Source organism: Hymenobacter volaticus, assembly GCF_022921055.1.
In the GTDB taxonomy this organism is placed as follows: Bacteria; Bacteroidota; Bacteroidia; order Cytophagales; family Hymenobacteraceae; genus Hymenobacter; species Hymenobacter volaticus.
Genome location: NZ_CP095061.1, coordinates 4,527,064 through 4,550,711, shown reverse-complemented (window position 1 = coordinate 4,550,711; position 23,648 = coordinate 4,527,064). Strand labels below are relative to the sequence as shown.

24 protein-coding genes and 2 pseudogenes are annotated in these 23,648 nt (G+C 53.6%); 14 read left to right on the top strand and 12 right to left on the bottom strand.

The genetic code is table 11. The annotated features are described in order from the left end of the window. Nucleotides 1-62: 62 nt before the first annotated feature. Nucleotides 63-1,460, top strand: coding sequence for a tetratricopeptide repeat protein (locus tag MUN86_RS19900; protein ID WP_245119743.1), 1,398 nt, complete (start codon nucleotides 63-65; stop codon nucleotides 1,458-1,460). 161 nt (nucleotides 1,461-1,621) lie between these two features. Continuing rightward, entirely contained in the window at nucleotides 1,622-2,452 is an 831-nt protein-coding gene (locus MUN86_RS19895; protein WP_245119742.1) for a phosphosulfolactate synthase, read from the top strand. 114 nt (nucleotides 2,453-2,566) lie between these two features. Here the strand turns inward: MUN86_RS19895 and MUN86_RS19890 are convergent, their stop codons facing one another. The 3 genes and pseudogenes from MUN86_RS19890 to MUN86_RS19885 all read right to left on the bottom strand — a co-directional run. Then, complete coding sequence (locus tag MUN86_RS19890; protein WP_245119741.1) at nucleotides 2,567-3,274, bottom strand: sensor histidine kinase; 708 nt, start codon at nucleotides 3,272-3,274, stop codon at nucleotides 2,567-2,569. A 60-nt stretch (nucleotides 3,275-3,334) separates the two neighbouring features. Next, nucleotides 3,335-3,571 (bottom strand): annotated as a pseudogene (locus tag MUN86_RS32450) (hypothetical protein); the annotation flags it as partial. A 98-nt stretch (nucleotides 3,572-3,669) separates the two neighbouring features. Then, nucleotides 3,670-4,818, bottom strand: a pseudogene (locus MUN86_RS19885) (PAS domain-containing protein); the annotation flags it as partial. Nucleotides 4,819-5,323: 505 nt separating this feature from the next. Between MUN86_RS19885 and MUN86_RS19880 the strand changes: the two are divergent. The 4 genes from MUN86_RS19880 to MUN86_RS19865 all read left to right on the top strand — a co-directional run bounded on the left by MUN86_RS19880 (nucleotide 5,324) and on the right by MUN86_RS19865 (nucleotide 9,163). Then, the gene (locus tag MUN86_RS19880) at nucleotides 5,324-5,920 is read left to right on the top strand and encodes a GNAT family N-acetyltransferase (protein ID WP_245119739.1); all 597 of its coding nucleotides are present in this window, start codon (nucleotides 5,324-5,326) and stop codon (nucleotides 5,918-5,920) included. Between the two features lie 56 nt (nucleotides 5,921-5,976). After that, on the top strand, nucleotides 5,977-7,398 hold the full coding sequence (locus tag MUN86_RS19875; RefSeq protein ID WP_245119738.1) for a PQQ-dependent sugar dehydrogenase: 1,422 nt from the start codon (nucleotides 5,977-5,979) through the stop codon (nucleotides 7,396-7,398). Between the two features lie 109 nt (nucleotides 7,399-7,507). Then, nucleotides 7,508-8,407 carry a TraB/GumN family protein gene (locus MUN86_RS19870; protein WP_245119737.1) on the top strand — a complete coding sequence of 300 codons (900 nt, stop codon included), beginning with the start codon at nucleotides 7,508-7,510 and terminating at the stop codon, nucleotides 8,405-8,407. 90 nt (nucleotides 8,408-8,497) lie between these two features. Continuing rightward, nucleotides 8,498-9,163, top strand: coding sequence for a spermidine synthase (locus MUN86_RS19865; RefSeq protein WP_245119736.1), 666 nt, complete (start codon nucleotides 8,498-8,500; stop codon nucleotides 9,161-9,163). 55 nt (nucleotides 9,164-9,218) lie between these two features. Here MUN86_RS19865 and MUN86_RS31295 read toward each other — a convergent pair whose 3' ends face one another. Genes MUN86_RS31295 through MUN86_RS19855 form a run of 3 tightly spaced genes read right to left on the bottom strand, consistent with a single transcriptional unit; the run spans nucleotide 9,219 to nucleotide 11,622 of the window. Continuing rightward, nucleotides 9,219-9,752, bottom strand: a complete 534-nt coding sequence (locus MUN86_RS31295) for an erythromycin esterase family protein (protein WP_280640650.1) — start codon at nucleotides 9,750-9,752, stop codon at nucleotides 9,219-9,221. A gap of 32 nt (nucleotides 9,753-9,784) precedes the next feature. Beyond that, entirely contained in the window at nucleotides 9,785-10,438 is a 654-nt protein-coding gene (locus MUN86_RS31290; protein ID WP_280640544.1) for an erythromycin esterase family protein, read from the bottom strand. Next, entirely contained in the window at nucleotides 10,372-11,622 is a 1,251-nt protein-coding gene (locus MUN86_RS19855; protein WP_245119735.1) for a hypothetical protein, read from the bottom strand. Before MUN86_RS19855 ends, MUN86_RS31290 begins: the two co-directional genes overlap by 67 nt. 165 nt (nucleotides 11,623-11,787) lie before the next feature. On the opposite strand from MUN86_RS19855, the gene MUN86_RS31885 reads away from it, so the two are divergent. The 3 genes from MUN86_RS31885 (at nucleotide 11,788) to MUN86_RS19845 (ending at nucleotide 13,342) form a co-directional block, all read left to right on the top strand. Next, a complete protein-coding gene (locus MUN86_RS31885; RefSeq protein ID WP_311181741.1) occupies nucleotides 11,788-11,994 on the top strand; it encodes an SNARE-associated domain-containing protein in 207 nt (68 codons plus the stop codon). Next, nucleotides 11,967-12,443 carry a VTT domain-containing protein gene (locus MUN86_RS19850; protein WP_311181740.1) on the top strand — a complete coding sequence of 159 codons (477 nt, stop codon included), beginning with the start codon at nucleotides 11,967-11,969 and terminating at the stop codon, nucleotides 12,441-12,443. Before MUN86_RS31885 ends, MUN86_RS19850 begins: the two co-directional genes overlap by 28 nt. 158 nt (nucleotides 12,444-12,601) lie before the next feature. Beyond that, a complete protein-coding gene (locus MUN86_RS19845; protein ID WP_245119734.1) occupies nucleotides 12,602-13,342 on the top strand; it encodes a shikimate dehydrogenase family protein in 741 nt (246 codons plus the stop codon). 174 nt (nucleotides 13,343-13,516) lie between these two features. Here the strand turns inward: MUN86_RS19845 and MUN86_RS19840 are convergent, their stop codons facing one another. Next, nucleotides 13,517-16,024, bottom strand: a complete 2,508-nt coding sequence (locus MUN86_RS19840; RefSeq protein ID WP_245119733.1) for a TonB-dependent receptor — start codon at nucleotides 16,022-16,024, stop codon at nucleotides 13,517-13,519. Nucleotides 16,025-16,372: 348 nt separating this feature from the next. Between MUN86_RS19840 and MUN86_RS19835 the strand changes: the two genes are divergently transcribed. The 3 genes from MUN86_RS19835 (at nucleotide 16,373) to MUN86_RS19825 (ending at nucleotide 18,293) form a co-directional block, all read left to right on the top strand. Then, a complete protein-coding gene (locus MUN86_RS19835) occupies nucleotides 16,373-17,257 on the top strand; it encodes a sensor histidine kinase (RefSeq protein WP_245119732.1) in 885 nt (294 codons plus the stop codon). After that, the gene (locus MUN86_RS19830) at nucleotides 17,194-17,475 is read left to right on the top strand and encodes a LytS family sensor histidine kinase (protein WP_245119731.1); all 282 of its coding nucleotides are present in this window, start codon (nucleotides 17,194-17,196) and stop codon (nucleotides 17,473-17,475) included. Before MUN86_RS19835 ends, MUN86_RS19830 begins: the two co-directional genes overlap by 64 nt. A gap of 74 nt (nucleotides 17,476-17,549) precedes the next feature. Next, entirely contained in the window at nucleotides 17,550-18,293 is a 744-nt protein-coding gene (locus tag MUN86_RS19825; protein WP_245119730.1) for a LytR/AlgR family response regulator transcription factor, read from the top strand. A 292-nt stretch (nucleotides 18,294-18,585) separates the two neighbouring features. Here MUN86_RS19825 and MUN86_RS19820 read toward each other — a convergent pair whose 3' ends face one another. The 5 genes from MUN86_RS19820 to MUN86_RS19805 all read right to left on the bottom strand — a co-directional run bounded on the left by MUN86_RS19820 (nucleotide 18,586) and on the right by MUN86_RS19805 (nucleotide 23,023). Further along, nucleotides 18,586-20,574 carry a TonB-dependent receptor domain-containing protein gene (locus tag MUN86_RS19820; RefSeq protein ID WP_245119729.1) on the bottom strand — a complete coding sequence of 663 codons (1,989 nt, stop codon included), beginning with the start codon at nucleotides 20,572-20,574 and terminating at the stop codon, nucleotides 18,586-18,588. 19 nt (nucleotides 20,575-20,593) lie between these two features. Beyond that, a complete protein-coding gene (locus tag MUN86_RS19815) occupies nucleotides 20,594-21,160 on the bottom strand; it encodes a carboxypeptidase-like regulatory domain-containing protein (protein ID WP_245119728.1) in 567 nt (188 codons plus the stop codon). A gap of 742 nt (nucleotides 21,161-21,902) precedes the next feature. Next, nucleotides 21,903-22,289: an NAD(P)H:quinone oxidoreductase gene (gene wrbA, locus MUN86_RS31880; protein ID WP_311182119.1), complete on the bottom strand. Its 387-nt coding sequence runs from the start codon at nucleotides 22,287-22,289 to the stop codon at nucleotides 21,903-21,905. A 17-nt stretch (nucleotides 22,290-22,306) separates the two neighbouring features. Further along, nucleotides 22,307-22,516, bottom strand: coding sequence for a flavodoxin domain-containing protein (locus MUN86_RS31875; protein ID WP_311181739.1), 210 nt, complete (start codon nucleotides 22,514-22,516; stop codon nucleotides 22,307-22,309). A 300-nt stretch (nucleotides 22,517-22,816) separates the two neighbouring features. Then, nucleotides 22,817-23,023, bottom strand: a complete 207-nt coding sequence (locus MUN86_RS19805; RefSeq protein WP_245119727.1) for a hypothetical protein — start codon at nucleotides 23,021-23,023, stop codon at nucleotides 22,817-22,819. On the opposite strand from MUN86_RS19805, the gene MUN86_RS31870 reads away from it, so the two are divergent. Next, complete coding sequence (locus tag MUN86_RS31870) at nucleotides 23,010-23,303, top strand: RNA polymerase sigma factor (RefSeq protein WP_311181738.1); 294 nt, start codon at nucleotides 23,010-23,012, stop codon at nucleotides 23,301-23,303. The genes MUN86_RS19805 and MUN86_RS31870 overlap by 14 nt on opposite strands. A gap of 5 nt (nucleotides 23,304-23,308) precedes the next feature. Beyond that, nucleotides 23,309-23,590 (top strand): RNA polymerase sigma factor, encoded by a 282-nt coding sequence (locus tag MUN86_RS31865; RefSeq protein WP_311182117.1) that lies wholly within the window; start codon nucleotides 23,309-23,311, stop codon nucleotides 23,588-23,590. The last annotated feature ends 58 nt before the right edge of the window (nucleotides 23,591-23,648 follow it).

Below are 23,648 nucleotides of genomic sequence, written 5' to 3'. Positions count from 1 at the left end.
CCGACTAAGTCTGCTAAGGCTGCCGTTTTGACGGTCTGGCACTTGATTGTAGCTGAATGAGAATGAACGAAAATTTTGAGGACCGGGACGAGGTATTGGACACTGTGCGCCGTTTTGAGCGAATGGTAGCCCACAATGAGCCCGTCTTTTTTGATTTGGCCGACTTCGAAAACATCATCGACCACTATACCACCAACACTCAGTACGATAAAGCCTTACAAGCTTGCGAGGCCGCTATTGCTCAATATCCATTCAGCACCGAACTCCTCATTGATCGGTCGCAGGTACTTGCTATGAAAGGGGAGTATACCGCGGCGGCCACCCAGATTGAAAACGTAGCCCAGCTCGATCCTGACAATCCGGACGTAGCTGTAACGCGCGGTATAATTGCTACTCAGAAGGGCGAGTTTGCCGAAGCAGTAGCGTACTTTCTGCAAGCTGCCGAACGAGCTCCTGACCGCGACGATATTTACTTCAACCTCGGGCTAGCTTACCAAAGCTGGCAGAAGTTTAAAAGCGCCGCCAAGTACTACAAAAAGAGCTTGCGCCTAAACTTGGAAAACGATGTAGCGGTGCAGGAACTGCTATACTGCCTGGAAGTAAGCGAGCGACTTGAAAGCAACCTAGATTTTTTTCAGCGCTTCACAGATGAGGATCCTTATTCGGCAGTTGCGTGGTATAACCTTGGGCAAGCTTACTACCGATTAGAGCAGTTCGACAAGGCAGTAGGCGCTTTTGATTATGCTATCCTCATTGATTCAAAGTTTCACGAGGCGCATGCTTACTTAGCCAGCACCTATGTTAGCCAGGAGAAGTATCGGGAGGCAATTCAGGAGTTCGAGTTGAGCCATGAGGAAGGCAAGCCTACGCCGGAAGCGCTGTGCAACATCGGGGAGTGCTACGAGAAGTTACGGCAGTGGGACTTGTCGCGCCGTTTCTATCAGCGGGCCATCGACCTAGACCCTGAGATGGATGAAGCCTGGTTTGGTATCGGCATCATCATGAACGAACAAGAGCGGCATTTCGAAGCCATTCACTTCTTCCGAAAGGCTGTGGAGTTGTATGCCGAGAGTGTGGAGTATTGGCTGGCTCTGGCCGCCGCCGAGTACCAGGTTGGCAATGTAGTAAGCGCGTTGGAAGCTTATGAGAAAGCCACCGAAACCGCACCCGACAACAAAGACGCTTGGTTGAACTGGAGTATCATTCTTTACGAGCAAGGCAATTTCAACGAAGCCATTGATTTAATGCGCAACGCCGTTGAGGTTCAACCTACCGAAGCGGAGTTGCACTACCGGTTGTGTGCTTACTTGCTAGCCGCAGGCCGCTACCGTGAAGCGTACGAAACCTTGGAAAACGCGCTAGTTCTGGATTTCGATAAGCATCGGCTGCTTTTCGATTATTTCCCCGAGTTAGAATCGCAGAAGGCATTGGCCCGCTTGATTGATCAGTATCGGAAATAGAACGCTAAGAGCTTGGGGATTTGGTGATTCAGGTAAGCTGAACGCTAAGTCCCCAAGCTCTTTTTTGCGCCTGCTAATTTGCCCGTACTTTTGCCGCCATCTTCACTTGCATTTCTTGGGTTGGTAAAACACCACAGCCAAGGACCCAACACTCCAATCGAATGAATTACAACCTCTCCCAACTGCCCGAACGTACTGACAAACCCCGTGAACAAGGTTTCACGATGGTGATGGACAAGGGCCTGAGCGTGCGTGAAACCGAAGACTTTCTGGAAGTAGGCGCCCCCTACACCGATATCGTGAAGCTGGGCTGGGCCACTTCCTACGTAACGCCCAACCTGAAGCGTAAGCTGGAGGTGTATAAGGAGGCAGGCATTCCAGTCTATTTCGGTGGCACGTTGTTCGAGGCGTTCATTATTCGCAACCAGTTCGATGACTACCGGCGCTTGTTGACCGAGTTTGGGATGGAGTACGCTGAAGTATCCGATGGCTCTATTGACCTCAACCACGACCGGAAGCTGGAATACATTCGCGAACTAGCTCAGGATGTGAAGGTGCTATCGGAAGTGGGTTCGAAGGATGCGGAGAAAATCATTCCGCCCTACAAATGGATTTCGCAGATGAGAACAGAACTCGAAGCTGGAGCCGTTAAGGTGATTGGCGAAGCACGAGAGGCCGGCAACGTCGGGCTGTTCCGGAGTACTGGCGAAGTGCGCTCGGGCCTGGTAGAGGAAATTCTGACCCAGATTCCATCGGAAAAGATTCTGTGGGAAGCTCCGCAGAAAGCGCAGCAAGTGTGGTTCATCAAGCTGCTTGGCGCCAACGTCAACCTAGGCAATATTGCGCCCAACGAGATAGTGAGCTTGGAAACCATCCGCTTAGGACTTCGCGGCGACACGTTCACGCATTTCCTCGATATGGATAATGTAGACGAAGATTTCCGCCCCGAGAAGCCTACCGGTAAACCTGGCACGTCTATGCCACGTGGGTAGAGGCCAGGTAACTACATCAATGAATAAGGCCACATAGAATTGTGCGGCCTTCTTACAAAAACATAAGGCCCGCTTGGTATATACCAGGCGGGCCTTACTCTTGCTAACAGCTGCTTATAACGTGACGCTAAATGTAGTGCCTTTGCCGGGAATGCTTTCCACTTCAAGGCGGCCGCCGTGGTCTTCCACTATCCGATGAATCAGGTAAAGCCCAGCACCCGAGCCCGCAGGTTGGGTACGGGAAGTGCGGCTACTGCTTCGCGGTGGCTCCATACCAAGTCCATTGTCCTGCACAACAAGTTGTGGACGACCATTAGCTGCATGTTTACTTTCCAATCGTAACCGTAGAGGTCGGCTTGGGTCGTGTTGGCGAATGGAGTTGCTGATCAGATTAGTGATGATGCTTAGCAAGTGCGGGCGCACGTACGACACGGTCGGCAGGCTTTGGAAGTGAGTGGACACCTCACCGCCCGAAGCGCGTAAGTGCGGATGCAAGCCTAGCAGTGCCTCTCGCGTTACAGTTGCCAGCGAGACTTCTTCTGCTGGTAATTGACTCTGCTCTAGCGCTTTTACTAGCTGCATCAAGTTGCGAACCGTGTTGTTCCAACGCGTCAGGCTATTGTCGGCCATTACCAGTAGCGCATTCGCGTCGGGGTCGTGGAAGGTAACGGCTTCACGCATCTGGCCGAATAAGGCCTGCAGATTATGAATTGGCTGGCGCAACTCGCTCGCTGCTGCCTGCACGAAGGCATCAAGCTCCCGGTTGTTGCGAAGTAAATCTTCGTTTTGCTTTTGTAGCTGCAGAGCGGCTTGTTTTAGCACATGAATATCGGTGCTTGTGCCATACCACTTCACTATCGTGCCATCGGCATCGCGCAGGGGCTGAGCACGGTGCAGAAACCAGCGCCTTTCTCCATCGTGCCGCTCAATTTGACTTTGATACTCCCAAGCCTCTTCAGAGGTAACGTTGTGCTGCAACTCAACCAGTGCCTGCACGACATCGTCACCCGGAACAATAGTATTCCCTTCCTGGTCGGCGCGTTGCTGCGCTTCGGGGTGGTATAGTTGGCAGCGGCTCGGTTTAAGGTATCGGGGGTGCCGTCGGGGTTTAAAGTCCAGAGTAACTGAGGCAAGTTGTCAGTCAGCTCTTTGCATAGATCTTCCTCTGGCGAAGTGGGTGGCGCGGGACTTGGATCCAGAGATTGGTCCTGCACGTCGGTGAGGGTGCCAAACCAACGGCTGATGCGGCCCGCCTCGTCGCGTTCAGGTTCCATATGCCCTAAGTGCAGGCGATACTCGCCGTCGTGACGACGGATGCGCGCATGCCAACTCCATGCCTCACCTTTGCGCAAATGCTCTGGCAAATCTTGTAACACCTGCGCCCAGTCATCGGAATTAAGGGCATCCACCCAGTCGTGAGTGTGGAGCACGTCTGTAGTCTGTCCGGTATAAGCAAACCACTGTGGACTCAAATATTCTACCACGCCTTCAGCGGAACTGATAGAGGTTATTTGAGGCAAATGCTCGACTATCTCTTGGTAAGGAGCAGGTGACGTAGTGGTAGCAACTGGCTTGACCTGGCTGGTTACGTCTTGCCCAAACACCAACACACCGCTGATCTGCTCATTAGTATCGCGTAGGGGCTGGATGCTGACGTTGAAGTATACGGGCGCTGCATCAGAGCCAGGCAATTGTAACTCATGTGCTACAAAGGTCTGCCCCGTCTGGTAGGTATTGGTTAAGGCCGTTAGGGCATCTGGGATCTGCAAAGCGTTCAGCACATCAACTGCCAGACGGTTTTGCAACTCGTCTTGCCCGAGCAGAGAGGCCAACTTGGGACTAGCGTAGCTGACGCGCAGGTCGGATCCGCGTAAGGTCAAGACGTAACCCGGCAAATGTGCTAGGGCATCCCGCAATTGCAGTGCCTCGTCGGTCTCGGTGGCTGAGCTCGGTGCCACTTGTGGCAAAGCTGGCGTAGTAACGTGCGCTGTGGCTAGCCAGTAGCCACTTGCTTTCGACCCCAATGCTATTCGGGTCAAAGCAGGTTGCCACCAGCGAGCAGGCTTGCCATTACCAATTGGCCAAGCTACCGGCAGCAATGCAGGTGGTTGGACCCATGGAGTGGAACGAACTACGCTATACGCATACGCCCACGCAGTAGCTACCGGACCAAGCAAGGACTGAACGTCTTGCAAGGATCGGCCAGCCAGCGCTAATGGGACGGCGTTGGGCGAAAGCTCCGCCAAACCCACACTACTTGCCACGATGTTACCATCGTTATCTAGCAAAAGGGTAGGGGTAGGCAGGTAAGAAAAGGCCTCAGCAAACGGGTGTGACGTTAACTGAGTAATCGGAGCAACAGGCATTAGTAGGGCGCGAAAAGCAACTTGATAATAGGGAGAGCTGCTTAAAAATGGGGAGTCACCCCCAGTACTCTGGATATCATAATTAAATTATTACAAGTATATTTAATTATTCTCAGATTGCTACTGCGGAGCTACCATTTTAACACATAATACGTTGTTTTTCCCTAAGTGAGATTGGCTGTTCGGAAAAAAATTATAGAAAAGAGCATTTCATTGCTATTAAGCCGCATTTAGCTGGTGTCAATATTGGAGAGTATAAATTTGAACTTTAGGTGTGCTATACCATAAAGGCATACTTTGTCTATTAGCTAGACTGTATCCGGTGAACTTTACACTGCGCAGAAGCTTAGCATAACCGATGCTAGCAGCCATAGTTGGTTAACCTAAAGGAGACCAATCTCATCTGTAGCAGTGAACGTAGTCAACAGATAGGGACAGAGTGAAGGCCATTAATCAGCTTTCAAGAGGATGTATTTGTGAGATATTGCTAACCGAAAACAAGGCCATGCTATATATTCAACTAACTCCATTTCCTGAGCTACATACCGAACGGTTTGTGCTCCGTCGGCTTCAGCAAGCAGATGCCCCCGCGTTGTTAGATCAACGCTCCGATCCGCGGATTATGCGTTATCTAGATCGGGAGCCGGATACTACCTTGGAGCAAACTACCGCGCTTATCGAGCGAATAACGCAAAATGCAGCCGACAATTCAGGGGTGACTTGGGGCATAGTACGCCCTGCGGCTACGCAAGAGTTGCTAGGTACAATTGGTCTGTGGCGCATTATGGCTGAGCATCATCGCGCCGAAGTGGGCTACGGGCTCCACCCCGATTATTGGCAACAGGGCGTTATGAGTGAAGCCTTAGCGGCAGTGCTTGACTTCGGGTTTCAAACGTTGAAACTACACAGTGTGGAAGCCAATGTTAACCCGCACAACACGGCATCGAGGCGGCTGTTGGAAAAGCATGGCTTTGTGCAGGAAGCATACTTTCGGCAGAACTACTTTTTTCGCGGGCAGTTTCTGGACTCAATTATCTACTCATTGCTCACCCCGGAAGCAGCTAAGCCAGAGTTGATAAACGAAGCAGCAACAGAATTGTAAAGGCAACAATACCAGCGAGAAAGAAGTAGGAGAAGAGAAACTCATCAGTTTCTTTTATGCTACGATTCCCGTTCCGCTTGCCAGCGGCGGCTGTGTTGCTGCTCGCTGCCGCTTGCAACCAAGGTAAGCCTGCCGCTGATACGCCAACCAATACGCCAGCTGCTACAGCGGCAGCTCCTGATTCCACTGCTACTTCAACAGCCACTGCTCCGCCGCTGCCTAAGCCCTATGCCACCAAATCTGCGACCAAGCGCAGCAAGGTGATAGGGTGGCCGGCCGGCAAAACGCCGGTGGTACCAACTGGCTTTACCGTTGCCGAATATGCAGGCGGCCTCAACAGCCCCCGGTGGGCCTATGTAACGCCCAATGGCGATGTGCTGGTAGCTGAGGCAAACACTATCCCGACTTCGTTCAAGAAAAAAGTAACGGCCAAACTGGACCTCGATCCTTCTAAGTCGCTGAAGGAAACTAGCGCCAATCGTATCACGCTGCTGCGCGACACCAACAAGGACGGCAAACCCGACGTGCGCGAAACCTTCCTGTCAGGGCTCAACCAGCCTTTGGGGATGTTAGTACTCGGCAACTATTTCTATGTGGCTAACACGGATGGCGTGTTGCGCTATGCCTACAAGCCCGGCCAAACCAAAATAACTGGCCCTGGCGAGAAGATTCTAACGCTGCCCGGCAAAGGCTACAACAACCACTGGACTCGGAACCTAGTGGCCAACGCCGACGGCACTAAGATTTATGTGAGCGTGGGCTCTAGCTCCAACGTAGGAGAAAACGGCATGGAGTACGAGCAGCGGCGAGCCAATATTCTGGAAATCAACCCAGATGGCTCCGACGAGAAAGTGTATGCTGCTGGCCTGCGCAACCCCGTGGGTATGGACTGGAACCCGACCACCAAAGCGCTGTGGGCCGCTGTAAACGAGCGGGACGAGCTAGGCGATGACCTGGTGCCCGACTACTTAACCAGCGTACAACCAGGTGCTTTTTACGGTTGGCCTTACTCGTACTTCGGCCAGAACGAGGACCCGCGCCGCAAAGGCGAGCGGCCCGATTTGGTGAAGAAAGCGTTGGTACCCGAAGTGCCGTTAAGTCCGCACTCGGCTTCGTTGGGCTTGGCTTTCTATGATGGCAAAGCCTTTCCAGCTAAATACCAGAAGGGTGCATTTGTGGGGCAGCATGGTTCATGGAACCGCTCGGAGTTTACAGGTTACAAAGTCGTTTTTGTGCCCTTCAAAGACGGGAAGCCTGCTGGTAGCTCCGAAGATTTTGTGAGTGGCTTCGTGGCTAACACTGGCAGTAAGGAAGTCTATGGCCGTCCCGTTGGCGTCACCGAAATGCCCGATGGGTCGTTGCTAGTGCTTGATGATGCGGGCAACAAGGTATGGCGTGTGTCGGCGCAAAGTGGCCAAGCGGCAAGTGCCACACCCAAACGCAGCTCGGTCCCCCAGCTCGCCAGCACAGTTCGGTGATGAGAAGCTTATGATAGTCAGCGCAGGACAAATAGGAAAGGATGCTGTAATGATTTGCAGAAACCGACGAATTATGTGGCATCTTTTCTATCATCTTGCTCTTTGCCCTATGCATTTGCCACAAAAACTTGCCCTGCTTGCTACGTTTGTCCTAGCTTCCTTTGCCACACAAGCTCAGCAGAAGGCGCTTAAAATGAATACAGCTGTGGCCTCCGCCAACACGCTGCTGTGGGAAGTTTCTGGTAAAGATCTGGCGCAGCCTTCCTACGTGTATGGCACTATCCATCTGGTTTGTCCGGCTGATATGAAGATGAGCGACCAGCTCAAGCAAAGCTTCAGCAAAACCCAACAGGTAGTGATGGAGCTAGATATGGACAGCCCCACCATGATGCAGGAGATGCAGAGCAACGTGCTGATGAGTGGCGACCAAAGCTTACAACAGTTGCTTTCCCCCTCCGATTACACAGCCGTTGGCAACTATTTAAAAGCCAACACCAAATTGCCCATCGAACAAGTAGGAATGGTGAAGCCATTCATCTTGAGTTCTATGCTATACCCGGTGTTGCTTGGGTGCACGCCGGCCAGCTACGAAGCTACCTTCGTGAAAATGGCACAAGAAGAAAAGAAAGAGGTTTTGGGCCTGGAGACAGTGCAGGAGCAACTCGGCTTTTTCGACAAGATTCCGTACGCCGAGCAAAGTAAGCTGCTGGCTGATATGGTGAACCAAGAAGCCGCTGCCAAGCAGGAGCTGCAACAAATGATGATGCTCTACAAAGCCCAAGATGTAGAGCAATTACATACACTGACTTCTAAAAGCTTGTTCGGATTTCAGAAGTATGAAGACCTGCTGCTCAATTCCCGCAATCAGCGCTGGATAGCAGGTATTGGACGTTATGCTGCCGCCAAGCCGACATTCTTTGCAGTTGGGGCAGCACACCTTGGTGGCCCTAAAGGAGTACTAGCATTACTGCGGCAGCAAGGCTATCAGGTTCGGCCGGTGGTGCAATGACAAATGAAGCGGTACGTTTGGTGTTGCAACGCCTCGGTTTGCGAGATTTGAGCATCGAATACACTATTTCGTTACTCGCATTGCCGAGCTATGCCAAACCTGCTGAGTCGCCTGTTGAGCTACGTTATGCCTCTTACCCGCACTATACATTCCGACATCAATGGCCCGCTGGAAGTGACGTGGTACCAGGGCCGCAAAGTGCTCGACACACGCCACGCCAACTACTCGTATGGCTCTTTGCACCGCGTGATGCGGTACGGACTGCTGTTTGTAGCACCCGAACGAGCCAGTCATACGCTGCTACTGGGTTTAGGTGGCGGCTCGGCGGTGGCTATGCTGCAGCAAGAGCTTCACTATCAAGGCCACATTACGGCCATTGAACTGGATCCGGTTATCATACAGATAGCCGACACGGAATTCAATATCCGACCTAACGCACAATTGAACATAGTTTGTGCCGATGCATTCGAGTGGGTGCATACGGCTCTAACAAACCACTTCGGGTTAATTATCGTGGATCTGTTTGTGGATTTAGCCTTGCCGGCCGGACTGCAAACCACCACATTTTGGCAAGCACTGTGGCGAATTTTGCGCCCCGATGGCTACGTGCTCGTGAATACCCTAACCGAGGTGCCGTTGTACGTGGAAAACGAAGAGTTGCCCGTATATCTGGAAACGGCAGGATTCACAGTGAAAGAGGTGGAAGTAGAGCTGCTAAATAGACTGTTAATCTTGCAGAAAACAGCTAGTGCATAAGCAATAGCAAAAAGTTCAGCCAAGCTGAACGGCGACTAGCAATATGTTGCTAGGTTCAATCCAATCTACCGTACGCCCTGTGCCGGAGTGGATTTGGGCAGGTACAACAGCGCGTCGAATTCGCGGCGGAGACTGTGGCGGCTAAACGGTTGGGTGTAAGGTTTAAGGGCGCCGTCACGGAGCAACAGATTCTCATAAAGCCATTGGGTGCCAGGCAGAAGGTCGGGGCTGCGGAGGTCGAGCAGGGTGGCCGGGCGGGCAGCCCGGCAGCGTGGAAGTATTGCTCGTAACTCCCTGCCACAGATGGCACGGCAACAGCTGTAAAGAAAGCAGGTGGATCTGCGGGGCGTAGTGCACGAAACGAACCTTCGTGGAAAGCAAACCCTACGTTTACGTACCCCGCACCATACTGACGACGCAAAAATTCGCCTAACGGCTGATAGTCACGGTTGTACATGCTGAGCTGCGCATTGTTGGCCCATACTACCACGCGGCTGCCATTGGCTTGAGCGCGGGCCCACTGCACGTTTTCAGCCAGGCAAGCTGATCGGTAGTTGATGCGCAACTGACTATCCAACGTCTGGCAAATACTGAACTGCTCTGCTACGCGCAGTAATTGCGTCAGAGCTGCCGCTTCGGCGGGAGGGCTCCGTAGTCGCCCCGCAACTTGGCCGACACGTCGTAAGCAGTGCGCACTTCGGCCAGCACACGCCGGATAGCATCTAGACGTGGGTCCGATTTGGTGGGTTGCTGGAGCGGATTCAGCGCAATTTCAAGGTCGTTTAGCTCACGCAGCTGGCGCTGAAGCGCGGTTAGTTGCTCGCCTAAGTAATTAGGCTTGGCTGGTAGCTGCTGCCGCAGATAGCGTAGGCCTTCGGGCGCTTGGTTGATGCCGATGCCCACTATCTGGAGCTTGCTGGTGGCACGCTCGTTATAAGTGCGCATCCAGCGTACAAGGGCCAGCATCTCGGTAGTATCCCAAGTGGCAAGCTCGGCCACGAGTTGCTGCGGTTCGCCTTTGCCGGTCTGGAGGTAGTCGTTTAGGGCCAGGCACGCGCCTAGGTCGGCGTCGAGAGCTAAGACACGAGCACCTTTTTGCTCCACCAAATAGCGAAACAGCCGGTACTTGAGTTGCATTTGTTCGTGCGAACCGTACGTGACCTCACCTAACCCAATGATAGTTGACTTGCCAACCAATTGTCCGAAAGCTACCAAATCTTTCTGGTCACCTTCGGGGAAGTGGTGCGTAGCGGCACGGCGGCTTTGCGCAGCCAAGCTAGTTCGGCCGCTGTAGGTTGGCCTGGCACCGGAGGCGCTTTGGGTACGAAGGGCCTACCATCAGCTAGCAGTTCTATTTGGTCGAGCCACACCGGCGCCGCACTAGGCTGTAGTAGAAGTGATAGGGCCGAGATGTTGTAGTTGGCTCTAATGGGTATCACTGCTTCAAACCGCTGCCATTCCGTAGCACCTGCTGGCGAGGCAGGTAAGGGGTGACTTTCCAACGTTCCTGCTCCCTTGGCGCGGTCGTACGGATAGCTTAGTCGGTCACTGTTAATTAGAATGCGGTGTAATAGTTTAGGGGTTTCGGCGCTGGGGGTAGCAGGCGTTCCGTAGCGTACGTAGCCGCGCACGGTAAGCGTTTTGCCTTGCAGCGAATCCAGCGGCACTACGCCCAGATACACCGGTGCAGTGCCGCCCGCCTCTACGCGCAAGCTACGCCGGCCGTGCCGAGCCACAGTGGAATCTAGCTGCCACCGCCGCGTGACAGGTCGGGGTACCGGCACCTGTGCTGGTCCGCAGCGTTCAAAATCCCAATCGGGTAGTGGCGTTCCGGAAGACAATACGAGTGGCTCTGAACCAACTAGCGGAACGTCTCGGTACTTGCCGCCTTCCCATTGAACTTCGAAATTGTCGAGCCACAGCCGACCCTTGCCGTTGAAAATCAGCATTACTGCCAGATTATCAGCCAATTTGTTTACGGATAGCTGAATTTGTAAACGTTGCCAATTAGCTGTGGGAGCAAGGTTGGCTATGCTAGCAGGCGTTTCGCTTTGCGAAAGTGACCCCTCGTATGTCAGGCTCTCCTCATTACTCGAAGAATATGCCCGGAGCCAGGCTTTGCCTTGAAAGTTCTCGGTCCGTACCCAGGCGCTAACAGTAACAATGCGTCCGCGCAACGAATCATTAGCTGGAAGGGAACAGTAGATAACGGTTGATTCAAGCTCTTCAGCCCGCGAAGCGTCGAGGAGCAGGCTGCCTCGGCCGTGCTGCGCCGGAGCTACTGTATCGACCCGGATCAACAGTTCATCGGGTTGCTGTTTGCGCCACCACAAGAGCAGTGGTTGGCGGCCGTTGGCTTCGGGTTCGAAGTCGAGGTTGCGGATGGCTTGCCCGGTGGCCGGCAGACTGGATAGTAGTATGGTCGTCCCGAGAACAACGCGGGTTAGGTATAGCAGCATTGTATAGTAAGAGTAATTCAACTGCTAACGTCAACGCTGGTAACTAGCTAGTTAGCGCCTGATTAGAGTGAAAGTTTTTCTTGTCTTTTCAATGGCTGTTAACAGGCGCTGTGGTACTCCGGTGGCTTTCTGCTTTCTTTGTAGACTAACTGGCTACTCTACCTTATGGAAATCCTGAAGCACCTTGTCGATTTCATTCTGCACCTAGACAAGCACCTTGGCGACATCATTCAGGATTACGGGGCCTGGACCTACGCAATATTGTTCGCTATCATCTTCTTCGAAACCGGGGTAGTAGTGTTGCCATTCCTCCCGGCGACTCGTTGCTATTTGCGGCCGGTTCCTTGGCGGCACTGCCCGGTTCGCCCCTGAACGTGTGGGCTATGGTGGGTTTATTGATTCTGGCCGCCGTACTCGGCGATACGCTCAACTATCACATCGGCGACTACCTAGGGCCGCGCGTGTTCAGCGAAAATTCCCGGTTCTTGAAACGGGAGCACCTAGAACGGACGCAGCAGTTCTATGAAAAACACGGGGCCAAAACCATCATTCTGGCGCGCTTCATTCCCATTATTCGCACGTTTGCGCCGTTTGTGGCGGGTGTGGGCACTATGAGCTACGGCAAGTTCTTGTCCTACAACTTAGTAGGCGCGGTGCTTTGGGTGGCTTTGCTCACGTTGGCGGGCTATTTCTTCGGGCAGATTCCGGTGGTGCAAAAGAATTTCTCCTTGGTGGTGCTGGCCATTATTGGGCTGTCGGTACTGCCGGTGGTATTCGAGTTTTTCAAGTCGCGGCGGGCCAGCAACCGACCGGTGGCATAGGCTATCCTTGCCGTTGCTCTCCTGATGCAGGAGGAAGCAGCCTTAGTTAGGTGCCTTCTGGTATCAGAATGACAGTTTTCTTTGCAAGAAACCACTCTGGTTCTTTGGGCCGGGTGGTTTTTTTTGTTGCTTGCCTCTCGAAATATATTCCCTTCTCTATGCCTGAATTTGGGTTGCTTGGCCGTTCGTTGCAGCATTCTTTTTCCCAGACGTATTTCAGTCAAAAATTCGATAGTCTGCACTTGGCTGATCATAATTACGAGCTGTTCGAACTGGCTTCTATCGAGGCGTTGCCCGAGTTGCTCAGCCAGCATCCCGACCTGCGCGGCCTCAACGTAACGATTCCTTACAAGGAGCAGGTCTGGCCGTACCTCACCGAAATAGCCTCTTCGGCCGCTCGCGTAGGAGCAGTCAATGTCATCGAGTTTGCCGCGGATGGCCACCTGATTGGGCACAACACCGACATAGTAGGGTTTCATAATTCCCTAGCTGGTTTCCTGCCGTCTGACTTCACTGGCCGTGCCCTTATCCTTGGCAGCGGCGGCGCTTCGAAAGCAGTGGAAGTAGTTTTGCGCGACCTAAACATTGGGTATTGGGTGGTGTCGCGCAATCCTATGGGTACGGGCCTTACCTACGCCGAGCTTACGCCGCAAGTGCTGGAAGACCATCTGCTTATAGTAAACGCTACGCCCCTTGGCACTTACCCCAACGTCGAGCAGTACCCGCCAATTCCATACGAGGCGCTCACCAGCCAGCACTGCCTCTTCGACCTCGTTTACAATCCTAGCGAAACCGAGTTTATGCGGCGCGGCCAAGCCATGGGGGCCAAGACCATAAACGGCTTCGAAATGCTCTGCCTTCAAGCGGAAGCTGCCTGGGACATCTGGCAGCAAAAGTAAAATCGTAAAGAGGAGAATAGGTGAAGCTGGCATCAGCTTTCCTTTTGAAGCATTGAGATTTAAAACGCAACAAGCCCTTGACGCTGCATAAGTGTCAAGGGCTTGTCTGTTTACAAAACGCTCAATTGATAAAGCAGTGATTGTGTCTTATTGCCTGGCAACAACTTCGTTTCTCTACTGACCGCCTCCGCCTTTGCTGCTACCTTGTTTGCCGTCGTCGTTTTGGATGGAACGGCGCTGGCGCTGAGAGTTATCGAGCTTGCCGAAGCGGTAGTTGAAGGAGAGGCGAACGGCGCGTTGATACGAGTAGAAGATGCTGCTGCTACGGAATTGAGCCGTTTCGGTGCTGCTGCGAAACTCACGGCCGGGGGCCAGGAAGTTGCTGGCATTGAACGTGATGTCGGCTTTCTCTTTCAGTAAAGTCCGCTTCGCGCCTACCGAATAGTAGTAGCCGCCAGAGTAACGGCTTTGAAGTTGCACCCCACCCGTCCAGAAGCCGCCATTGGCTTGCAGGCTGTATACTTTGCCTAGCTTCAGGGAGGAATTCAGGCTTACAAATGCGTTTAGGCGGTTGTTGGTTTGCTTGAGGGCGGCGCTGTAGAGGCGCGTATAGTCAAGGCCCACGTTGCTGCTTAGGTTCAGGGCCGGAACAGGTTTCAAGGAACCGTATAGGCTGAGGCCGTAGGTGGTGTTGGTGGCAATGTTGCCGAAGGTGCTTTCGGTGCGGGCCAGCGAATCGTTGTAGAGGTTGTACTCTTCGATGGAATTGCCGGTACGGCGCACGTAAGTAGAAGCGTTTAGCGAACTTTTCTCTCCGAAAGTACCGTAGCTCATCTCGACGACGTCCGTAATTTCCGGCGACAGATTGGGGTTGCCATAGCTGATGCTGTTAGGCGTACTTTGATTGACGTAGGGGTTGAGGTAATAAATTTGGGGGCGTTGGATGCGGCGGGAATAGCTCAGGCGTAACGTCTGGCCTGGTTTCTTGAGCGTGCGCGTGGCGCTGATGTTGGGCAGGATGTTCAGGTAGTTGTTGGAGAAGCGCCCGGACTCCCCCTGAAACTTGCCTTCAATGTCGGTGCGCTCCAAGCGCGTGCCCACACTGAAAGCGTACTTCTTGCCGCCCATAAAATTGTACGTGCTGTAAGCCGCCAGTACATTCTGCTGGTAGTCGAAGGCGTTGGAGCGTAGCGGACTGCGTGAAAAATCCGACTGCATACTTAGCAACACGGTATCAAGGCTGTAGTCGCTGCTTACGCTGCGCCGGATTAGTTTGGCGCCACTTTCCAGGGTGGTAGAATCGCGGAATGGATGCGTGTAGTCGGTTTGCAGCGTGGTTTCAAGGTTGCGGGATAGGTTAACGCTCCGTTCCCGGTATTCGAGGGGCCCAACTAGCACGTCGGCGCTGCGGTATTGGTCGAGGCGGTAGTTTTGGTCGTTGCGGCTGCGGGTGTGCTGAGCCAGTACGCTCCACTCACGCCGAGACTGAGCTTCGCCGAAAGTGCGAGTATAGCCGGCGTTGAGGTCGTAGTTGCGATTCTCGTACCGTTGTAAAATGTCGCGCGAATAGAGAGAATCGAGCTTGAGGGTGTCAGGACCGCTATATGGATTGAAATTGTATTGATTGAACAAGTCCTGCGGTGAACGGCTCTGATACGAGTTGCCGTTGCCGCTCAGGGTGAAGCTGTGCAACGGCGACGGGTCGTAGGTGAATTCTAATTGTCCAAAACCTCCTTGGCCCACGTTGCGAGAGTTGGAACGCTGCTCAAGCTGGCCTTCGCCTAACGGCGTGAAATCGGTGCGGGCGGTGCTGCTCCGGTAGGGGTATCGGTTCTTGAACCCGCTCAGCTTGGTATTGACCCCAAACTTGCCGCGGCGCACATTCAGCGTGCCGTTGATGCCTTGGTTGCGGTTGCCGGTGCTTGCACCTAAGCTACCATTGGTACCCTGCAAGCTGTTCTTTTTCAACACTATGTTGATAACTCCGCCTGAGCCTTCGGCATCATACTTGGCCGAAGGCGCCGTAACCACCTCAATGGCCTTGATCTGGTCGGCCGGAATCTGCTTGAGGGCTTCGGCCAGGTTGCCCGACAAGATGGCCGACGGCTTGTTGTTGATTAGGATGCGCACATTGCTGGTGCCGCGCAGTTGCACGTTGCCGTCGTTGTCGACGTTGACCATGGGCGTTTTGCGCAAGATATCGGCGGCCGTACCACCCGCATTGGTGGCATCTTGCTCGGCGTTGTATACCAGGCGGTCTGGCTTGGTTTCCACTAAGGCACGCTGCCCGGTTACGGTTACTTCGCCTAGCTTCTGCGCGGAAGCCGTAAGTGCCAGAATGCCTAGTGCGGTAGCTTGGGTACCCACCGTAACGGTTTCGGTGCGGCTGGTGTAGCCCACAAAGCTGATTTGCAGTCGAAACGAGCCAGCGGGCAGGCCCTTCAACTCGAACTTGCCTTGTGCATCGCAGGTACTGCCGCCTATCGGCGTGGTGCCTGTGGTCGGCAATAGCGTAACGGTAGCGTATTCGACGGGTTTTTGGGTGGCGGCATCCACCACAGTGCCGGTCAGGCGGCCGGTGTTTTGGCTAGCAGTTTGAGTTGTGGCTGTTGCGGGCACTTGGGCTTGCGCTAGGGGCATAGCAAGCAGGGCTGCAAGCAGCAAAATAAGAGTTTGCTTCATAGTAGGATTAGGTATTGGAAGGGATAAGCTACTGTAATAGACGCCACTGCGTGAAAGAGTCCGCTTGGCGGTAATTGGTGGCACAACGCATTAAAAGTAGCGCATAGTGTAGGCGCTACTCGATAAAATTCAATGAAGTATATGTTTTATTTCAACCACCAAGCAATAGCCGCATACCTACGGGCACAACTCAGCGCTCCGATGTGCAGAAAGTGTTGGTTTCGCTGAAAGCCGGAGTGGTTGTGGGCGGAATGAGTAGTGGTTGAAAAAAGCACTGTGGCTGTTGGCCGAATAGCTACTTTGCCGCTGGCAAGCGGAGCCAAATTTCGCTTCAAGTATCCTTGTCGTATGGCTGTAGCTATTTTTCCTCGCTTGCCTGTGGCGCGCTTGCGCCTGCAACTGCCGTGGCCACACTTGGTGTGGTTGGGGCTGCTAATTTATGCCGATGCGCAACTGTGGTTTACCCGCGCGGGACTCTACTACACGGCACCCCAAAACGCCGCCTTATTCTGGCGTAATGCACTGCTAGCCGATCTGCTCGATTGCACGTTGTTCTACTTGAACTACTTAGTACTACAACCTAAGCTGTTTAAGCCTCGGCGGAGCTTAACCTATCTGCTAGCCGTAGTAGGCGCGTTGCTGTTATTTGCGCTGGCAAGGGCGGGCCTAAGCGTGGTACTAGCCGAAGGCGTACAGCACGGGCGGCTTAAGCTGGATTTGTTGACGCACGTGCAACTGCTGCTCACGTTACACTTTCCGCTTGGGGGCTTGATTCTGCTATTGAGCGCAGGCCTGCGCCTAGCCGGTGACTACCTCCTCCAGCGGGAAAACCGGCGGGAACTGGAACGCCAGCACCTGCACACTGAATTGTCGTTGCTGAAAACACAACTTCAGCCACATTTCCTGTTCAATACCCTCAACAACATCTACTCGCTCACCCTGCAAGCCTCTCCACAAGCCCCCGAAGCCGTAATGCGCCTAGCCGAACTGATGCGCTACCAGCTCTACGACAGCACCGATGACCTCGTGCCCCTAGCTCACGAAATACGGCACCTGCGCGGTTTTCTGGCATTGCAACTATTGCGCTTGCCCCCGATGAAGCCGATGAAGCCCTACCATTCACGGTGTTGCTGCCGCCCGGCGCCGAGTATGCGCGCCGCTTGCCGCCTATGTTGCTTTTGCCGCTGGTCGAAAATGCCTTCAAACACGGCGACTTGGCCGCCCGGCCACTAGTAGCCCGCTTGCATTTACAACTAGAGCCCGACGGCCGCCTGCTGTTCTCGGTGTTGAATTATTGCAACCACCAAAGTACTCCCGAACCAGCAACTCCAGGTGGAGTAGGGCTAACCAACCTGCGCCGTCGTTTGGAACTGCTGTACCCAGGCCGCCACAGCCTCAGCGTAGCTGCCAGCCCCACCGAGTATCAAGTGAAATTGGAAGTGCAATTATAGAAGCTTTACGGTTTGCCTAGTGGAATAGGCTCTAAAGAATATTCTCGCCTTCCTGGCTCTTATATTTACCTTGCATGGAACCTACGCTAGCCCGCCGTCCTCTAACATGTGCTATAGTCGACGACGAGCCTCTGGCCCTGACTGTACTAGCTGAATACTGCGCCCAAGTGCCGTTTCTATCCTTGAAAGGGCAGTTTCAGGAGGCGCTAGTGGCCGTAGAGTTTCTGCAAGACAACCCGGTTGATGTCGTATTTCTCGACATTCGCATGCCTCGCCTCACGGGCTTGCAGCTGGCTCAGCTGCTGCCTACACCCGCGCCACGCATCATCTTCACCACCGCCCACGCCGAGTATGCCGCCGAAAGCTACGAGCTGCCGGCTCTCGATTACCTGCTCAAGCCTATTCGTTTCGAACGATTCGTGCAGGCGGCCCACCGCGCCCGTGCCGCCCTTGCTCCAGCAGCTACCGGAGCCGCCTCCGAACCCACTGAAAACCCGACCGAAGCCCTGTTCATTCGGCAAGACAACCGCCTGCGCCGGGTACCGGTGGCTGATTTGTTCTATGCCGAAGGGCAGAAGGAATACCTCATGCTGTACACCGCCGCCGGCAAAATGCTGACGCTGCAGTCTTTTCGAGGTTTGGAAGAACTGTTGCCACCTGGCCGTTTCGTGCGCATTCATAAGTCGTACCTCATCAGCTTACGCCACTTAGAGTTCGTCGAACGCAACCGGGTTCAGGTGCACGGCACTTCCCTGCCCATCGGCGAAACCTATCGAGAGGCCTTCCTAGAACACTTGCGTTACTACGGGCGAGTATGAGGTGAAAGGTAAACTGCGAAGTAGTAAGACAGGAAAGAACGTCATGCTAAGCGGAGCCGCAGCAAAGTCGAAGCATCTCGCATGCTGACGTTGAACAGGGTATAGTCATGCTGAGCGGAGTCGAAGCATCTCGCGTGCTGACGTTGCCAAACTAGTTCAATGAGTCGAGCGAGATGCTTCGACTCCGCTCAGCATGACTATACCTTCTTCTATCCTAGAATGACAGGTACTTTGGCAATTTCAGCACGCGAGATGCTTCGGCAAGCGGACACCAAAGCAAGCATGACGGTCTTTATTGTTGTCCTTGGCCGCTGCTGTCACCTTGCTTGGTATCGTCGTTGCGGATGCTGCGTTTCGGGCGCTGGGGCTGGTTCGTGACTTTACCGAAGCGGTAGCTGAAAGCTAGGCGAAGACTACGCTGGTAGATGTAGTAATTACTATTCTGCCGGAACTGGTCGGTGTCGAGGCGGCTCTTGAAGTTGCGCGTGGCACTCAAGAAGTTGTCGGCGTTCAACGTAATGTCGGCCTTTTCCTTGAGCAGCTTCTTGCGCAAACCCAACGAGTAGTACGTCCAGGCGGCTTGCTTGCCTTGCAGCTGAACGCGGGGCGAATTCAGCCCGCCATAGAATTGGATGCTTAAGTCCTTCTCGAATCGATAGCTGGAGTTCAGGTTCACGTTGTACATCACCCCGTCATTGGAGTAGGACGAGGTATTAACGTATCCATCACCGAACGAGAGGGCCGGGCTTTCCAGCCGAACGTAATACACGTTCAAGTTGCCGCCCACATCCCATTTGGTGGTGGGCTTCACCGAGCCGAACACGCTCACCCCGTAGGTGTTGTTGCGGCCAATGTTGCGGAATGTCTGGTTATTGACTCCGTTCGCGTCGATGAAGCGCACACTCTCAATGGCGTTGCCCGTGCGGCGGGTATAGGCCGAGAAGTTCAGCGTCGAGCTCTTAATAAATGTCGTATAGTTCAGCTCGTAGCTGTCCGTCAGTTCGGGTTCCAAATCAGGATAGCCGTAGCTGACGTTGAGCGTATCGGAGGCGTTGACGAAGGGATTTAGGAAGTAAATCTGCGGGCGTTGAATCCGGCGCGAATACGCTAAACGCACCGTTTGGCCCGGCTTCTTGGGGTTCTGCGGTTGGTAGCTCACGCTCAGATTGGGCAGCACGTTGGTGTACTTTTGCGACACACCCGAGTTTTCGCTTTGCCGCTGCTCAAAAGAGCCCTTAATGCGTGTGCTTTCTATCCGAGTTCCAAGCTTGAAGTTGAATTTCTTGGTGACCGAAAACCCGTAGGTACCATAGCCCGATACCACATCCTGGTTGTAGTCGAACAGGTTGGAACGGGCCGGATTGAAGTTCAAGTCTAGGCCATCGTATACGTCGTAGTCGCTGCTTACGCGGCGCATAATGGCTTTAACCCCGGTTTCGAGCAGCGCAGTCTCCGAGAAAGGATGCGCGTAGTCGGTTTGCAACGTGGTTTCGAGGTTGCGCGCCAAGTTGTCGCTCTGCTCTTGATACGTGATGGGCGCAAGTTGGTCGCGGCCCTCAAACTGGTCTAGCTCGTAGTCCTGCACGTTGCGGTTGCGAGTGTGCTGGGCCAGCAAACTCCACTCGCGCCGCTTGTCTTCGAAGGTGCGGGTGTAAGAGCCGTTTATGTCGTAGCTCTGGGAGCTGTACTTGCTGTCGGTATCTCGCGTGAATTGGTTGGCAGCTTGTACCGGTTGAAGTAGGTTATTGAACTGTTGGTTGTCATTTGAGTTGCCGAACCGGCTGCCTTGAAAATTCAAGGTGAAGTTGTGGTACTGAGCCGGGTCGTAGTCGAGGCCGATGCGGCCGAAACCGCCGCCCCCAAGTCCCTTGCCCTTGCCTTCCTGCTCCAGCGCCTGCACTTCCGAGCCATCAGGGTTTTTCAGGTAGCGCGAGAGGTTGTTGCGGCTAGGACTATAAAAAGCAAAGCCACTGAGCGAACTGTTGATGCCTACCTTGCCCTTGCGGTAGTTCACCGAGGCGTTGGCATTGGAACTACGTGTGCCCGCGGCCAGCCCAACGCTCCCGTTGGCCCCTTGCATACTGTTTTTCTTGAGGATAATATTGATAATGCCGCCCGTGCCTTCAGCGTCGTATTTAGCGGAAGGCGTTGTAATTACCTCGACGCTCTTAATCTGGTCGGCCGGAATTTGCTTTAAGGCATCGGCCACGGAGCTAGCTACAACGCTGGATGGCTTGTTGTTGATGAGCACGCGCACGTTGGCGGTACCCCGCAGTTCCACCTTGCCTTCGGGTCAACGTTTAGCAGCGGCACTTTGCGCAATACATCCGCCGCCGTACCCCCGTGTTGGTGATGTCCTTTTCAGCATTATAAACGATACGGTCCGGCTTGGTCTCGATTACGTCTCGCTCGCCAGTCACGGTTACTTCCCCAAGCTTCTGGGTGGTAGCGGTCAGCGAGATACTACCCAGGTCGGTGGTGCCATCCGATACAGTCACGTTTTCGGTTCGGTTGCCGTAGCCCAGAAAGCTGATTTGCACGCGGTAGGCGCCAGGCGCCAGCCCTTTTAGGGCGAAGCGGCCTCGCTCGTCGCAGGCAGTACCGTCGATGGGCGTCTCCCCCGTAGCAGGCAGCAAAGCCACCGTAGCAAATTGAACTGGCTTTTTGGTGGCAGCATCCAGCACTGTACCGGTCACGCGGCCCGCGCCCTTCGGCGTCTCGGGCAAAGCAAGGCGAGGTGCGGGCGTTGCGGCTGGTCGGGCACCCGCCGGCGGTGTGCCAGCTGGCGGAGCGGTTTGCCCTAGTGCTGTTTCGGCGCCAGTAAGTAGGCTAGCTAGACTTAAGGAGGTTAATAATAGTTTGTTCATCTAGAAGAAAATAGAGCTGAGAAAGGTCTAGTGGAAGCACACGGTGGCCTAGCGGCCGATAAGTAATCGGTAGGCAATCGAAAGCATTACACCCCGCAAGTAAATTTCACTGGATTGATAGCTCCTGAGAGCTTGAAGAAGGATGCACCGTCAGCACATAACCGCATCCTTGGAGCGAGACCATAGCCATTTCAGCTATTGGTTCGAAGGGTAGTAAGTATGAAAGCGTATGAAAAAAGCTAACTATGAATGAACCACTTACAATGAGGAGAAGAGGGCTTCGCAAGCCACCATATGAACGAATGGGTATGTGTTAATATTTGATGACGGATAAGGACACTTCCGTTTTTTTAGCGTTGCAGCCCTTCAAGGAAAATGCGCTAAAAATTATGACGCGCTGTTTGCTGCGGTATTTCCCTGTGGGGAGGCAGTAGAAGTGGGACTTTTATTGAAGTAAGTGCAGGGCAACAACCCCCTTACTTTTATGCTCTAGTGGCATCTACAACCTGCTGTTAGTACCCTTATCTGAACGGGTCGGTAAGTATGAAGCTTCCAAACTGGCGCGTATGCATTTTTTCAAAAATTAATCTACAAACGTGTAATTCAAGAAAAGTAACTCTTTGCCTCTAAGTAGGATAGGGCTAAAAAAGTACCAGCCACCCTTGTGAGGCAGCTGGACAATGTTGCAATGGTGTGCAGAGCGAGTACTATTATTTATAAATGAAGTGCCAAATTAATGATTTTATTTAACTGACAACTTTTTTGCTATTTCCGCTGTGTGGCGGCCCTGGTAGCGGGCACCTTCTAGTTCGTTAGCACTTGGTTGCCGCTCACCTTGGCCACCGGCTACAGTGCTAGCGCCGTAAGGAGTACCGCCCGTTACTTCTTCGTGGCCCATCTGACCCTGCCAAGCGTAAGGCAACCCTACAATCACAAAGCCGTGGTGTAGCAACTCAGTATGGAAAGCCCGTAGCGTGGTTTCTTGGCCGCCGTGCTGCGTGGCTGTGCTCACAAACGCACTGCCTACTTTCCCTACCAACGCGCCGCGTGCCCACAAGCCGCCGGTGCTGTCCATAAAGGCTTGCATCTGGCCGCATAGGTTACCATAACGGGTTGGGGTACCAAAAATAATGGCATCGTATTCAGCTAGCTCCTCGGGGTAGCTACTGGCACATGCTCGAATGCTTTCTGAGCTCCCGTTGCGCCCGTTTTGTCGAGTATTTCTTGCGACAACGTTTCGGGTACACGCTTTATCACCACTTCATTGCCTTCCACCTCGCGGGCGCCTTCGGCTATGGCTTCGGCCAATTTGTAGATATGACCATACGTGGAATAAAAGACGATCAGAGTTTTCATGCGAGTTATTTATTGAGGTGAAAAAGGAGCTTTCAAGCGGTGATTGGCGTCTGCAACCAAAGTAAGGCAGAAAACCAATAACGTAATATATGTAGGTACATTATAATTTGGGTTACGGTTATTAGCCACAATTAGTTTTCTTTCTATTCTTTAGATACTAAGCATCTTATAAAATATTTCAGCTACTCAGTCCAGCACATGCAACCGTTGAGGGCGCCTACGGGCTCTTCTGGTTGTAGCTGCACCTTTCTAAGGTCAGCCCGAGGTATTTTGTTTAGCTTAGTTAGCGGCCTATGCAATTTATATACGTCCAGTACGCGCGGCTCCAGCAAGAGGCGTGGTCGGCGAGGGCACACGGCGTCGACCCCGCAGGTCGGACAAGCCGGTGAGCGCGCTTTCGTCTTTAGCTCTGCGACCCGCCACCGGGTTGCGGGGGTTGTTTGCCGGTGCGCCGGCGTCGTCGACTGAGGCTTTCACTTCGCCCGCTCCCCCTGTGCGCCAACTCACGCCGCCTTCCCAGCTAAGCGAGGCCGAACTAATCGATGGGTGCCTGGCCGGCAGCCGCCTCATGCAGAAACACCTCTACGAACGGTTTGCCGGCCGGATGATGGCAGTGTGTTTGCGCTATGCCCAAACCACTTTCGAGGCCGAAGATGTGTTGCAGGAAGGGTTCGTCACCGTGTTTCGCAACCTGAGCAGCTTCCGCCGCGAGTGCCCACTGGAGTTTTGGATTCGCCGCATCATGGTGAATGCTGCGCTCCGGCAGCACCGCCGCAATGCCCCTTGATTGCGGTGAGCGAGGGCGAATATCCAGAAGAGCTTGCCGGCGAGGAATTTACCTTAGCCAATTATGGTTTCGAGGAGCTCTTAGCCATGGTGCAGGAACTAGCTCCCCGTTACCGCATGGTATTCAACCTGTTTGCTATCGAAGGGTACGGCCACAAAGAAATAGGGGAGATGCTAGGCATTTCCGAAGGCACCAGCAAATCACAATATTCCCGAGCCCGGGCAATTTTGAAGTCGAAAATCGAGCGTCTCGACGCACAATCCAACCATGGCCACTTCCGCACCTAATACAACCCCGATCCCCGGCCCACCGGCGACCTGGAGCATCTGTTTCGACAGAAGTTCT